The sequence below is a fragment of the Sphingomonas sp. Leaf21 genome (assembly GCF_916858675.1).
Taxonomy (GTDB): domain Bacteria; phylum Pseudomonadota; class Alphaproteobacteria; order Sphingomonadales; family Sphingomonadaceae; genus Sphingomonas.
The window spans coordinates 79613-92479 of sequence record NZ_CAKASM010000001.1 but is presented as its reverse complement, the minus strand read 5'-3'; the positions used below and the strand labels follow the sequence as shown (position 1 = coordinate 92479).

Genomic DNA, 12867 nt, shown 5'->3' with positions numbered 1-12867 from the left:
TTCTCACGGCATGGACGCGAAAGATCGACAGATCGTCCGGCTCCTCCAGGAGGATGGCCGCCTTACCAATCAGGAGTTGTCGGAACGCGTCAGCCTCTCCCCCTCCCCTTGCCTGAGACGCGTGCGGATGCTCGAACAGTCGGGGGTGATCCAGGGCTATGCCGCGATCGTCGACCAGCGGCTCTATGGCCTGCCGGTGACCGCCTTCATCCGCGTCCGGCTGGAACGCCACGCGCGCGAGATGGTCCAGCAGTTCGAGGAAGCGATCCGCCAGCTCGACGAGGTGATGGATTGCCACCTGCTGACAGGCGACGCCGATTATCTGCTACGGGTGATCGTCGCCGATCTGGAGGCCTATGAAGTCTTCGTCCGGCGAAAGATGCACGCCATCGCCGGAATCGCCAGCCTGGATACGACCTTCGCCTATGGCAGCGTGAAGAGCAGCCGGACCTTTCCCCGGCTGTAACGCTCCCGCTTCGCGACGGCATCCCATCGCCGATGCGGTCGCCACGGCACCGTCGCGATCTGCGCCGTAGCTTCGAGGCTTGATACCCCGACCGTATGTAGGAATCGAAGCGTACGGATTATCACTCTTCTGGCCTAATGCGACGCATTCGCATATTTATGGTTGCCTCACCACCTCCGCCTTCTTATTGCGAATGATAGTTGATAGCGAATCAGGGGGTGGAAAATGCTTTTGACGCTTGCCGCACTGGCTGCGCTTACGGATCCGACGGATGACGGAAAGGAGCTGGCAAAGCATGGCGACATCGTCGTGACCGCGACGCGCGCGCCGATCGAGGCGCAGGACGCGCCGGTCACGGTTTCGGTCAAGGACGCGGACGAGATCGCCGACGAACTGGCCACCGACATCAAGGATCTGGTCCGCTTCGAACCCGGCATCAGCGTGCGGCGCGCGCCGACCCGCTTCGGCGCGGCGATGGGATCGACCGGGCGCGCGGGCAATGAAGGCTTCGTCGTGCGCGGCATCGGCGGCAACCGCGTGCTGATCCAGGTCGACGGGGTGCGCGTCCCCTACGGCTTCAGTTTCGGAGCGCAGGATGTCGGACGCGGCGATTATGTCGATCTCGGCCTCATCAAGTCGGTCGAGTTCCTGCGCGGACCCGCCTCGGCGCTGTACGGCAGCGACGGGCTGGCGGGCGCGGTCAGCTTCACGACCAGCGATCCGGCCGACATTCTGGGGGGCAAGTCACTCGGCGGGTCGCTGCGGACCCAGTATAATTCGGCGGATGACGAGTTCACACAATCGGCGGTGGTGGCGGGACGAACGGGCGCGGTGTCGGCGATGCTGGCCTATACCCGCCGCGACTTTTCCGAGTTGAAGAACAAGGGCGATGTCGAGGGCACCGGCGTCACCCGCACCGCGCCCAATCCGCAGGACGGACAGGCCAATGCGTTGATGGGCAAGCTGGTCTGGGACGTCGCGCCCGGCCAGCGCTTGCGCGCCACCGGTGAGTATCTCGACAACCGGGTCGCGACCGACGTGCTGACCGGCATCAACACCAGCGTTGCGGACTTACAGGCACGCGACACGGGGAAGCGCTGGCGCGGGGCGCTCGACTGGACCTATGACGGTGCCGGCCTCGTCCAGTTCGCGCGGGCGGCGGTGTATGTTCAGGACGCCGGGAACCGCCAGTTCAGCGCCGAGGATCGCCGCACGCTGGCCGACCGCACCCGGCTCAACACGCTGGAGAACCGGGTCTATGGCGGCTCGGGCGAGGTGCGGCTGGGCTTTGCGACGGGGGGCATCACCCATCGCCTCGTGACCGGCGCCGATATCAGCGTGCTGCGCCAGCGGGGGTTGCGCGACGGCACGGTCCCCCCGGCGGGCGAGACCTTCCCGACCCGCGCCTTTCCCAGCACCGACTTCACGCTGGCGGGCGCGTTCGTCGGCGACGAGATCGGCATCGGCGCGCTGACCCTGCACCCCGCCCTGCGCTATGACTGGTACCGCCTGTCGCCGGACAAGGACCCGTTGCTGCCGAAACTCACCGGCGCGGGCCAAACCGCCGACCGGGTCAGCCCGCGCATCGGCGCGGTGCTGGCGCTCGCCCCGACCGTGCGGCTGTTCGCCAGCTATGCCCGCGGTTTCCGCGCGCCCGAGCCGGGGCAGATCAACCAGTTCTTCTCCAACCTCGCCTATGGTTATACCTCGGCCCCCAACCCGAATTTGCGGCCCGAGACCAGCGAGGCGATCGAGGCGGGCCTGCGCCTGAACAGCGCGGCGGTCGACCTGTCGGCCAGCGTCTTCCGCGCCGATTACCGCGATTTCATCAGCCAGGAGGTGGTGAGCGGCGCCTTCACCCCGACCAATCCGGCCGTGTACCAGTTCATCAACCTCGACCGCGCCAGGGTGAAGGGTGCCGAGGCGCGCCTGAATGCGCGCGCGGGCAACGGCCTGACCGGACAACTCGCCATTTCCTATGCCGACGGCGACCAGATCGCGCCGAACGGAACGAGCAAGCCGCTGTCGACGGTCGATCCGCTGAAGCTGGTGATGGGCGTGGGCTGGCGCGAACCGGGACGCGGCCGCTTCGGCGGGCAGCTCATCATGACGCACAGCGCGCGCAAGGCGGCGCAGGACACGACCGGCCTGTGCACCAGCACCTGTTTCCGGCCCGACGCCTTCACCATCCTCGACGCCACCGTCTTCGCCCGGCTGACCGATGCGCTGACCTTGCGCGCAGGCGTCTTCAACCTGACCGACGCCACCTATGCATGGTGGTCCGACGTGCGCGGCCTGTCGGTGCCGCGTCCCCTACCGACCGGCGCGGCCGATGTGCCCCCGGCCGCCTTTACCCAGCCGGGCCGCAACGCCAGCGCCTCGCTCACCTTCCGCTTCTGACAGGACAGACATCATGAAAAACCCTTCGATGCTGATCGTCGCGGCGCTCGCGCTGCTGCCCGTCCCCGCGCTGGCCGATGGCCCGATCCGGCAAACCACCGTGGAGACACAGGCCGCCAAGGCGGCGGATCGCGCCCAGATCCTGGCGATGGCGGGCAACTATAAGGTGCGCTTCGACATGCAGGAGACGACGCCGTGGGTGGCGGGCTATACGCCGCTGGAGCGCAAGATCTCGGGAGGGAATGAGGTCGTGCGCGTGATCGAGGACACGCCCGATCACATCGCGCTCCAGCACCTGCTGGTCGTCGAGCATGACGGCAAGACCCATGTCATCAAGCATTGGCGGCAGGACTGGGATTATCAGCCCGCGCGCGTGCTGGTCTATGCGGGACAGGGCAGATGGGTGTGGGAAGCCGTGCCGGAGCGGATGCGCGCCGGGCGCTGGTCGCAGACCGTCTATCAGGTGGACGACAGCCCGCGATATGCCGGCTGGGGCCAGTTCGAGACGCAGGCGGGCGTCCGCCGCTGGCGGTCGAACTGGACGTGGCGCCCGCTCGCGCGCCGCGATGCGGTACGCCATCCGGTCTATGACCGCTATTATTCGATCAACCGCCACCAGCCGACGCCGACCGGCTGGATTCACTGGCAGGACAATACCAAGATGGGCCTGAAGGACGGCAAGCCCGTGCCGATCGTGCAGGAATCGGTGCTCAACACCTACGAGCGGTTCGACGGTTATGACGTGAAGGCCGCCGACGATTACTGGGCGAAAACCAAGGATTATTGGGCGGCGGTGCGCGCCGCATGGACCCGGGTAGTAGCAGACACCAAGGGCGGTATCGCCATCCCGGAAGAGGCGGAGACCGGCACCGTCATCAGCGGTCGCTTGCTCGCCATTGCCGACGATATACAGGCGGGGAAGATCACCACCGCCGCCGGATCGACGGAGGCGCAATCCCTGATCGAAGGACGAACGACCCGGATCGAGTAAGCCGCCCACCGTCCGGCCTTACCCCGTCTGTCACGCGACAGGCGGGGACTAGAAAGGGCGGACAACACCCTGCGAAATGGAGATTGGCGTGGAGCGGGTGAAGGGAATCGAACCCTCGTCGTAAGCTTGGGAAGCTTCTGCTCTACCATTGAGCTACACCCGCGAGGCCATCGGGTCCGGGCATGATAGGCCGGACGCACGGTGGCGCTCGCGTGTCCTATTCAAAGCTTCCGGGCGTTGCAAGGGCAAAGCTCACGCGCCGTAATAGTCCCTGTACCAGTCCGCGAAATGGCCCAGCCCCTGCTCGAGCCGCACCTGCGGGCGATAGCCGGTCAGGGCGTGGAGGCGCGACACGTCGGCGTTGGTCGCGGTCACGTCCCCCGCCTGCATCGGCTTCATGATCTTGATCGCCTCGCGACCGATCGCGCGCTCGAGCGTCGCGATCATGTCCATAAGGCCGACCGGATGGCTGCCGCCGATATTGAGGACGCGGTGCTGGCCCCGCTCGTGCGGGCGATCGAGAACGCCGACGATCCCATCGACGATATCGTCGATATAGGTGAAGTCGCGCGCCATCCGGCCTTCGCCGTAGACCTCGATCGGCTCACCCGCCATGATCTTACGGGTGAACGAGAAATAGGCCATGTCGGGGCGACCCCAGGGGCCATAGACGGTGAAGAAGCGCAGGCCCGTCTGCGCGAAGCCGTACAGTGTCGCATAGGACTGGCTCATCAATTCGCAGGCGCGCTTGGTCGCGGCGTAGAGCGACACCGGGGAGACCGAGGGCTCCTCCTCGCTGAACCCCGCCCCGCCCATCGGCTTGTCGCCATAGACCGAGCTGGAGGACGCGTAGACCAGATGCTCGAACCCCGGCTGGTGACGGCATGCCTCCATCACCGACAAATGCCCGGCGAGGTTGGAGCGCTCATAGGCGAAGGGATTTTCGATACTGTAGCGGACCCCCGCCTGCGCCGCGAGATGGACGACGCGGGTGATGCCATGATCCGCGACCAGCGCGCGGATCGCCGCGCTGTCCGCGATGTCCAGCCGATGGAAGGTGAAATTGTCCCTGTCCGCGAAGGTCGCGAGACGCGCCTCCTTGAGCGAGGGGTCGTAATAGTCGTTGACGATGTCGACGCCGATCACCGTCTCGCCGCGATCGAGCAGGCGGTGCGCGGTGGCATGACCGACGAAACCGGCGGCGCCGGTGACGAGGACGGGGCTCTTGCTCATGCGCCGATCCCCTGCCCGGAAAGGTCGAACCAACCCGACTCCATGGCTGACCATGCCAGCTCCGCGATCACCGCCATTCCCATATACTCCACCCGGCGAGCCCTTCCCTCGTTCCGTTCCCGGAACGGGCTCCTCGACCCTGCCGTGCCGTTCGCCCCCTGCTCGAACAAGTCGGAAAAAGGGAGCGAGGCGTTGAAAACTGGCTCAAAACTGGATCGGAGCTATCAGATTCCGTCTGGAACGACGTGGTGACCCGCCGCCGTCAGGGCTTCGGTCAGCGTGGACACGCATCTATCGACCAGTGCCGGATCGGCGCTGCGCACGACGAAATTGGCGCCGGTGCGACCGTCGCGGAAAAAGGGATAGCTGCCGATCGCGACGCCGTCATGCGCCTTCTCCGTCGTCCGGAGTATCTCGGCGACCTCGCTTTCGCCGACCCAGCAGCCGATCGTCCGCGAAACGACGGGTCGCCCGCCCTCCAGCGTGCCGGTCAGCGCGTCGAGCATCCCGGCGGTGATGTGCGGTACGCCCGCCATGATATAGATATTGCCGATCCGGATCCCCGGCGCGCCCGACACGCGATTGGGGATCAGCGAGGCCCCCTCGGGCGTCCGCGCCATCCGCGCACGCGCCGCGGTGACGCCGCCACGCTCGGCATAATAGGTTTCCAGGATCGCGCGTGCCTCCCGATGTTCGACCACCGGCAGGTCGAGTGCCGCCGCGATCGCGTCGACGGTGATGTCGTCATGCGTCGGGCCGATCCCGCCGGTCGTGAAGAGATAGTCGTTGCGCGCACGAAGCGTATTCACCGCCTCGGCAATCGCCGCGGCCTCATCGGCGACCACGCGCACCTCGACCAGCCGAATTCCCTGCACGTTCAGCCAACTGGCGAGCTGCGCGACGTTCTTGTCCTGGGTACGGCCCGACAGGATCTCGTCGCCGATGACGACCAGAGCGGCGGTCCAGATACGGTCTCGGGTGGGCGCGGATTCCATGGGCAGGACATAGCCTCGCAAAATCGCGCACGCCACGCTATATCGCCGCCATGACCGATTATGTGACCGTTTCCGCCGACGCGCCCCAGGGGCGGAACGGCGCGATCAAATTGTGGGGCCGTGAGGCGTTCAACGGCATGCACAAGGCGGGGCGGCTCGCCGCCGAGACGCTGGACATGCTGGTCCCGCACATGGTGCCCGGCGTCACCACGGCCGAGATCAACCGGCTGGTCCATGAATTCATCGTCGAGCGCGCCGGCGTCCCCGCGACGCTGGGCTATCGCGGCTATGCGCATTCGACCTGCGTGTCGATCAACCATGTCGTCTGCCACGGCATTCCGTCCGACAAGGCCTTGAAGTCCGGCGATATCGTCAATGTCGACGTGACCCCGATCGTCGATGGCTGGCACGGCGACACCAGCCGCATGTACCTGATCGGCGACGTGCCCCTGAAGGCGCGCAAGCTGGTCGAGGTGACCTATGAATGCCTGATGCTGGGCATCGAGCAGGCCAAGCCGGGCAACCATATGGGCGATGTCGCCCACGCCATTCAGCGTCATGCCGAGAAGCACCGCTACGGCGTGGTCCGCGATTTCTGCGGCCATGGCCTGGGCCTGTTGTTCCACGACGCGCCCGAGGTGGTCCATGTCGGCCGTCCCGGCACCGGGCCCGAGTTGAAGCCCGGCATGATCTTCACCATCGAGCCGATGATCAATATCGGCCGACCCGACGTGAAGCTGCTCGACGATGGCTGGACGGCGGTGACCCGCGATCGGTCGCTGTCGGCCCAGTTCGAACATTCGATCGGCATCACCGAAGAAGGCTGCGAGATCTTCACGCTCAGCCCCGCGGGCTACACCCAGCCGCCTTACGTCTGAGACCATGATGCTGGGCGCGATCCGGGTGGCGGCACGCGATCGCGGGCGGCTGGCCGACGTGATCGCGACGATATCGCGCTTCGGGCTGGACGTCCTGGTCGCGCGGCTGGGGCTGGATCCTGCACGGCGCGATCCCGACGCCCTGCCCTTCGACCTGCCCAGCCGAACGCGCCAGGCGATGGAGGCGCTGGGGCCGGTCTGGGTCAAGCTCGGTCAAATCCTGGCGACCCGCGCCGATCTGCTCCCGCCCGAATGGATCGCCGAGCTGGAGCGGCTGCACAGCGCCGCCCCGCGCCTGCCCTTCGATCGACTTCGGACCGAGGTGGAGGCGGCCCTGGGCGAGTCGCCCGAAACCGCCTTTGCCCGGTTTGACCCGGAGCCGCTCGCCGCCGCCTCCATCGCCCAGGTCCACCGCGCCGCGCTGGCCGACGGGACCGAGGTGGTGTTGAAGATCCGCCGTCCCGGCATCCGCGCGGTCATGGAGGCCGACCTCCGCCTGCTGACCCAATTCGCGGCCATGGCCGAGGCGACCCATGCCGAAGCCCGCCGCTACGGCGCGGTCCGCATGATCCGCGAACTGGGCCGCGACATACTCGAGGAACTCGACTTCACCATCGAAGGACGCAACGCCGACCGCCTGCGGGAGGATTTCGCGGGTGACGCGCGGGTCGTCGTGCCAACGATCCACTGGGCGTACACGTCCGAAACGCTGCTGGTGATGGACTTCATCGCTGGCGTGCCGCCCCGCAGCGCGACCGTCCTTCGCGAAGCGGGGATCGATCCTGCCGCCATCGCACAGACGGGCGCCGACATCGTGCTCGAGATGACGCTGATCAACGGGCGGTTCCATGGCGATCCGCATCCCGGCAATCTGCTCTGCCTGCCCGGAAATCGCATCGCGATGCTCGATCTGGGGCTGATCGGCCATGTGTCCCCACGTCGCCGGGAAGAGGTGATCGCCTTCACCCAATCCATCGCCAACAGCGATCCGGCGTTGTTGGCCGAGACGCTCAAAAACTGGTCGCAAACCGACGATATCGCCCCCGAACGGTTCCAGGCGGTAGCCGACCGGCTGGTCGCGCGACACGGCGGCGGTGCGCTGAGGCTGGCGGCGATCCTGGGCGACATCTTTCCCATATTACGCGAGGAGCGGATTGTCCTCCGCCCCGACATGCTGCTGCTGTTCAAGGCGCTGATCACCATCGACGGCGTATTGAGCGGCATCCAGCCCGATTTCGACATGTCCGCCGCCCTCCGCCGGGCAACTATGCGGATCATCGAAGCGCGCATGTCGCCAGATCGCTGGACGAAGCGGGCCAACGCGCTGGCGCTGGAACTCGACCGGCTGGGCGACGATCTGCCCCGCCTCATCCGCGCCACGACGCGAAAGCTGGAAACCGCGACCCCCGCCATCGCGACCACCGGCATCGAAGCCGCGATCCGAAGCGGTGCAGGCTGGATCGCGGGTGCCCTGGCCTTCTCGGGCGTGGCGATCGCGGTGGCCATGCGGCTGGGCTAACCAAGCTTTTTCAGCTGATCCCCCAGGCCGAAGGGATGACGGCGATATTCCGCCCGCCAGTCGACACCGGCGTGCTCCAGCATCTCGGCCTCGACGGCGCCATAGACGTACAGGGCACTGCGCTTCCAAACGTTGAAGCCCTGGTCATCGATCGCACGCAGACTCGTCGCAAGACCCTTCCAGCGGCCAACCACATCCTCGCGCATCGCCGCGTCACACTGTCGCGCCAGCGTCAGTTCGGTCCAACGCGCGACGCCCTCCTGACCAACCTGAAACTCATAATAGCGGCGATCCTCCTTGCGCACTCCGGCCAGCGCCGCTTCCCGGGCAGCGATATAGGCCCTCGTCGCCGAGCGGCGCTCGTCAGGTGATCGCGCGGCCAGGAAAGCGAGCCCCGCCGTCCCCATCGCCCGGAAGCCGGAGCCGACCTTCGGATCGGCATAGGGGAAGGGATAGTTCAGCATCCAGCTTCCATCCGTCGTCCCGCCCGCAAGGCCCAGCGCGGCAACGGCTTCGGCATAGCCCGGCAGCCGCGACTGATAGAGGTGGAAGGCTTCGTGGAGCACCGTGGCCTTCCAATAGGCCGGGGTCATCTCCAGCGCCTCGGGAGAACCGATAGCAATCGACTGTTCTCCGGGAAAGAAGCCGCCCTCGCGATCCCCAGACCGATCCCCCGACCGATCATGCCTCATCATTCCGCACACCGATAGTGACGAACCGGCGACACCGCGTTAAAGGCGCGGGCCATGACCGAGATCACGCCCCAGATCGTCGCCGACCACGGCCTGTCCGAAGACGAATATCAGCGCGTCCTGAACGCGCTGGGCCGCGAGCCCAATCTCGTCGAGCTCGGCATCTTCTCGGTGATGTGGTCGGAGCATTGCAGCTACAAGTCGAGCCGCATCCACCTGAAGAAGCTGCCCACCGAAGGGCCTCAGGTCATTTGCGGCCCCGGCGAGAATGCGGGCGTCATCGACATCGGCGACGGCCAGGCCGCCATCTTCAAGATGGAGAGCCACAACCACCCCTCGTACATCGAGCCGTATCAGGGTGCGGCGACGGGCGTCGGCGGGATCCTGCGCGACGTCTTCACCATGGGCGCGCGACCGGTCGCGAACCTCAACGCGCTGCGCTTCGGTCGGCCCGACCATCCCAAGATGCGTCACCTGATCTCTGGCGTGGTCCATGGCATCGGCGGCTATGGCAACTGCGTCGGCGTGCCGACCGTGGGTGGCGAGGTCAATTTCCACCCGGCCTATGACGGCAACATCCTGGTCAACGCGATGACCGTCGGCGTCGCGGATCAGGACAAGATCTTCTATTCGGCGGCCAGCGGCGTCGGCAATCCGATCGTCTATGTCGGCTCCAAGACCGGCCGCGACGGTATCCACGGCGCGACCATGGCCTCGGCTGATTTCGGCGAGGATGCGGATGCCAAGCGTCCGACCGTGCAGGTCGGCGATCCCTTCACCGAAAAGCTGCTGATCGAGGCGTGCCTCGAACTCATGGCGTCGGACGCGATCGTCGCGATCCAGGACATGGGCGCGGCGGGCCTGACCTCGTCGTCGGTCGAGATGGCGTCCAAGGGCGGCGTCGGTATCGAGCTGATCATGGACGACGTGCCCCAGCGCGAAGAGGGCATGACCACTTACGAGATGATGCTGTCGGAGAGCCAGGAGCGGATGCTCATGGTGCTGAAGCCCGGCCGCGAGGCTTTCGCGGAAGGCATCTTCCGCAAGTGGGAGTTGGACTTCGCGGTCATCGGCCACGTCACCGACACCGGCCGCATGGTCCTGCGTCACAAGGGCGAGGTGGTGTGCGACATACCGCTCGCGCCGCTGGCCGACGACGCACCCCTCTATGACCGCCCGCATGTCCCGACCGCGGTTCCGCCCGCGATCACCTCGCCGGGCTGCCAGGATCCGGCCGCCGACCTGCTCAAGCTGATGGGCTCGCCCGACATCGCCTCGCGCCGGTGGATCTGGGAACAGTATGACCATATGGTCGGCGGCGACACGGTGCAGCGTCCCGGCGGCGATGCCGCCGTGGTCCGCGTCCATGGCACGCAAAAGGGGCTCGCGATGAGCACCGACTGCACCCCGCGCTATTGCTATGCCGATCCGGTCACCGGCGGTATGCAGGCGGTCGTCGAGACGTGGCGCAACATCACGGCGGTGGGCGCCAAGCCGCTCGCCATCACCAACTGCCTCAACTTCGCCAATCCGCAGCGGCCCGAGATCATGGGGCAGATCGTCGGCTGCCTGGAGGGCATGAGCCAGGCCTGTCGCGCGCTCGACTATCCGATCGTGTCGGGCAACGTCTCGCTCTACAACGAGTCGAAGGCGACCGGCGGCGGCTCGGCGATCCTGCCGACCCCCGCGATCGGCGGCGTCGGCCTGATGGCCGACTGGTCCAAGTCGGCGACCATCGCCTTCAAGGGCACCGGCGACGTGATCGTCCTGATCGGCGCACCGAAGGGCGAGATCGGCCAGTCGCTATGGCTGCGCGAAGTCCACGGGATCGAGGGCCGCGACGCGGGGCCGCCCCCCTCGATCGACCTCGATGCCGAGCGTCGTACCGGAGACCTCGTGCGCGCGGCGATCACCGCCGGTCATCTGACCGCGGTGCATGACGTCGCGGACGGCGGTGTCGCGGTCGCGGTTGCGGAAATGGCACTGGCCGCCAATATCGGCGCGCTGATCCAGTTCCCCGAACAGGGCGAAGCCTGCCGCCAGCTCTTCGCCGAGGACCAGGGCCTGTATGTCGCCACGGTCGAGGACACCGCGCTGATCGACTTCCTGGCGAACGCGCATCAGGCGGGCGTCGAGGTCGAGCGGATCGGGCGCACCGCGGGCAGCCGCCTGATCTTCGAGCGCGAGGATGGCGATTTCGTCGTTCCGCTCGACGATCTCCGCCGCGCGCATGAGGGCTTCTTCCCCAGCCTGATGGGCGCCGACGCCGCCCTCGCTTAAGGCATTGCCGGAGCCTCGACCGCGCGTCGGGGCTCCGCGCAGCGGTGAAGGATCAGATAGCCTATCCCCGCCGCCAGGATCGAGGCGATCAGGATGCCGAGCGATGCCGCCTCGCGCAGCTCGCCACCGCCGAACGCCAGTCCGGCGATGAACAGCGAGATCGTAAAGCCGATCCCTGCCAGCGCGCCGACCCCGACGACCATCGGCCAGCTCACCTGATCGGGCCGCCGCGCGAGGCCAAGCGCACTCGCCGCCCAGGTGAAGCCCAGGAAACCCAGCGGCTTGCCCACCACCAGCCCGAGCACGACGCCCAGGACGAGCGGACTGAAGACCGTCGACAGCAACGCGCCCGAGACATGGATGCGGACATTGGACAGCGCAAAGAGCGGCAACACGACATAATTGACCCACGGGGTCAGTATCTCGATCAGGCGGCTGCTCGCCACGCGGGTCGCCGACGCCATTTCGTGCAGATAACCCAGCCGTTCCTCCGCACGTTCGCGAAGCTGTTGCTCCTCCTCGTCATCGTCCGCACGCTCCGCCGCGCCGTGCGCATGCTGGAATTCGTCGACCCGCCGCTGGACCTTTTCGGCGAAATCACGCTGCTCGAGACGCGGAGCGACCGGGACGGTCAGCCCGATCATGACACCGGCGATGGTCGCATGGATGCCGGACTCGAGCACTCCGCCCCAGACGATCAGCGCCAGCAGCACATAGGGGACCGACGACACCCAGCCGACCCGGCGCAACCCGACGATCCCCGCCAGAGCGATCGCAGCGACGATCACCCCGCGCGGATCGATCGCGGCGCTATAGGCGAACGCGATGACCAGCAGGCCGCCGACATCGTCGACCGCCGCGAACGCCAGCATCAGCGCGCGTAGCCCGGCGGGCAGCCGCGTCGCAAAGACCGCGATCAGCGCGAGGCCGAAGGCGGTGTCGGTGGTGATCACGCTGCCCCATCCGGGCTGCCCCTCGGTGCCACCCGCAACGAGCAGGAACAGCCCGACCGGCACCAGCATCCCGCCCATCGCCCCCGCAAGCGGGAAGGCGGCGGTCCGCCAGTGCGCGAGCGGACCACTGACCATCTCGCGCTTCACATCGGCACCGATGATGACGAAGAACAGCGGCAGGAGGGCGTGGTCGATCCACTCCGCCAGCGTGTGGGACACCTGCTCCGCCCCGAAACGGATCGCGACGGGACTATCCCAGAACCCCTCAAAGGCCCGCGCCCAGGGGCTGTTCGTCATCACAAGCGCCAGGATCGTCGCCAGCAGCAGCGGTCCGCCGGTCACCTCGCTTCCTGCGAAAAACGGCTCGATCCGGCGCAGGAACGCCGTTGCGGCCGGTGAATGGTGCGCACGCGCGGTGGCACGTCCGGTCAGGCGAGGCGATAATCCCATATGAAGGCCA

General features: G+C 66.9%; 10 protein-coding genes and 1 tRNA gene. 6 read left to right on the top strand and 5 right to left on the bottom strand.

Annotated elements, in window-relative coordinates; all coding sequences use genetic code 11:
* Positions 1 to 10: 10 nt before the first annotated feature.
* The 3 genes from LRP66_RS00430 (at position 11) to LRP66_RS00420 (ending at position 3857) form a co-directional block, all read left to right on the top strand.
* Positions 11 to 466, top strand: a complete 456-nt coding sequence (locus LRP66_RS00430; protein WP_268992418.1) for an Lrp/AsnC family transcriptional regulator — start codon at positions 11 to 13, stop codon at positions 464 to 466.
* 225 nt (positions 467 to 691) lie between these two features.
* Complete coding sequence (locus LRP66_RS00425) at positions 692 to 2866, top strand: TonB-dependent hemoglobin/transferrin/lactoferrin family receptor (protein ID WP_230480473.1); 2175 nt, start codon at positions 692 to 694, stop codon at positions 2864 to 2866.
* Positions 2867 to 2879: 13 nt separating this feature from the next.
* On the top strand, positions 2880 to 3857 hold the full coding sequence (locus tag LRP66_RS00420) for a DUF6607 family protein (protein WP_230480472.1): 978 nt from the start codon (positions 2880 to 2882) through the stop codon (positions 3855 to 3857).
* An 89-nt stretch (positions 3858 to 3946) separates the two neighbouring features.
* Here the strand turns inward: LRP66_RS00420 and LRP66_RS00415 are convergent.
* The 3 genes from LRP66_RS00415 to LRP66_RS00405 all read right to left on the bottom strand — a co-directional run bounded on the left by LRP66_RS00415 (position 3947) and on the right by LRP66_RS00405 (position 6085).
* Positions 3947 to 4020 (bottom strand) — tRNA-Gly (locus LRP66_RS00415).
* Between the two features lie 89 nt (positions 4021 to 4109).
* Entirely contained in the window at positions 4110 to 5090 is a 981-nt protein-coding gene (locus LRP66_RS00410; protein WP_230480471.1) for an NAD-dependent epimerase/dehydratase family protein, read from the bottom strand.
* 224 nt (positions 5091 to 5314) lie between these two features.
* Positions 5315 to 6085 (bottom strand): competence/damage-inducible protein A, encoded by a 771-nt coding sequence (locus LRP66_RS00405; RefSeq protein ID WP_230480470.1) that lies wholly within the window; start codon positions 6083 to 6085, stop codon positions 5315 to 5317.
* Between the two features lie 50 nt (positions 6086 to 6135).
* Between LRP66_RS00405 and map the strand changes: the two genes are divergently transcribed.
* Positions 6136 to 6963 (top strand): type I methionyl aminopeptidase, encoded by an 828-nt coding sequence (gene map / locus LRP66_RS00400; RefSeq protein WP_230480469.1) that lies wholly within the window; start codon positions 6136 to 6138, stop codon positions 6961 to 6963.
* A gap of 7 nt (positions 6964 to 6970) precedes the next feature.
* Complete coding sequence (locus LRP66_RS00395; protein ID WP_230480468.1) at positions 6971 to 8482, top strand: ABC1 kinase family protein; 1512 nt, start codon at positions 6971 to 6973, stop codon at positions 8480 to 8482.
* Here the strand turns inward: LRP66_RS00395 and LRP66_RS00390 are convergent.
* The gene (locus tag LRP66_RS00390; RefSeq protein ID WP_230480467.1) at positions 8479 to 9075 is read right to left on the bottom strand and encodes a hypothetical protein; all 597 of its coding nucleotides are present in this window, start codon (positions 9073 to 9075) and stop codon (positions 8479 to 8481) included. The two genes, LRP66_RS00395 and LRP66_RS00390, sit on opposite strands and share 4 nt — an antisense overlap.
* 153 nt (positions 9076 to 9228) lie before the next feature.
* On the opposite strand from LRP66_RS00390, the gene purL reads away from it, so the two are divergent.
* Positions 9229 to 11454, top strand: coding sequence for a phosphoribosylformylglycinamidine synthase subunit PurL (purL, locus tag LRP66_RS00385; protein ID WP_230480466.1), 2226 nt, complete (start codon positions 9229 to 9231; stop codon positions 11452 to 11454).
* Here the strand turns inward: purL and nhaA are convergent.
* A complete protein-coding gene (gene nhaA / locus LRP66_RS00380; protein WP_230480465.1) occupies positions 11451 to 12857 on the bottom strand; it encodes a Na+/H+ antiporter NhaA in 1407 nt (468 codons plus the stop codon). The genes purL and nhaA overlap by 4 nt on opposite strands.
* Between the last annotated feature and the right edge of the window lie 10 nt (positions 12858 to 12867).

What these genes read in the sequence shown, in the direction of transcription:
- LRP66_RS00430 (WP_268992418.1), top strand. Translation starts at nt 11, where the DNA reads ATGGACGCGAAAGATCGACAGATCGTCCGGCTCCTCCAGGAGGATGGC.
- LRP66_RS00425 (WP_230480473.1), top strand. Translation starts at nt 692, where the DNA reads ATGCTTTTGACGCTTGCCGCACTGGCTGCGCTTACGGATCCGACGGAT.
- LRP66_RS00420 (WP_230480472.1), top strand. Translation starts at nt 2,880, where the DNA reads ATGAAAAACCCTTCGATGCTGATCGTCGCGGCGCTCGCGCTGCTGCCC.
- LRP66_RS00410 (WP_230480471.1), bottom strand. Translation starts at nt 5,090, where the DNA reads ATGAGCAAGAGCCCCGTCCTCGTCACCGGCGCCGCCGGTTTCGTCGGT.
- LRP66_RS00405 (WP_230480470.1), bottom strand. Translation starts at nt 6,085, where the DNA reads ATGGAATCCGCGCCCACCCGAGACCGTATCTGGACCGCCGCTCTGGTC.
- map (WP_230480469.1), top strand. Translation starts at nt 6,136, where the DNA reads ATGACCGATTATGTGACCGTTTCCGCCGACGCGCCCCAGGGGCGGAAC.
- LRP66_RS00395 (WP_230480468.1), top strand. Translation starts at nt 6,971, where the DNA reads ATGCTGGGCGCGATCCGGGTGGCGGCACGCGATCGCGGGCGGCTGGCC.
- LRP66_RS00390 (WP_230480467.1), bottom strand. Translation starts at nt 9,075, where the DNA reads ATGACCCCGGCCTATTGGAAGGCCACGGTGCTCCACGAAGCCTTCCAC.
- purL (WP_230480466.1), top strand. Translation starts at nt 9,229, where the DNA reads ATGACCGAGATCACGCCCCAGATCGTCGCCGACCACGGCCTGTCCGAA.
- nhaA (WP_230480465.1), bottom strand. Translation starts at nt 12,857, where the DNA reads ATGGGATTATCGCCTCGCCTGACCGGACGTGCCACCGCGCGTGCGCAC.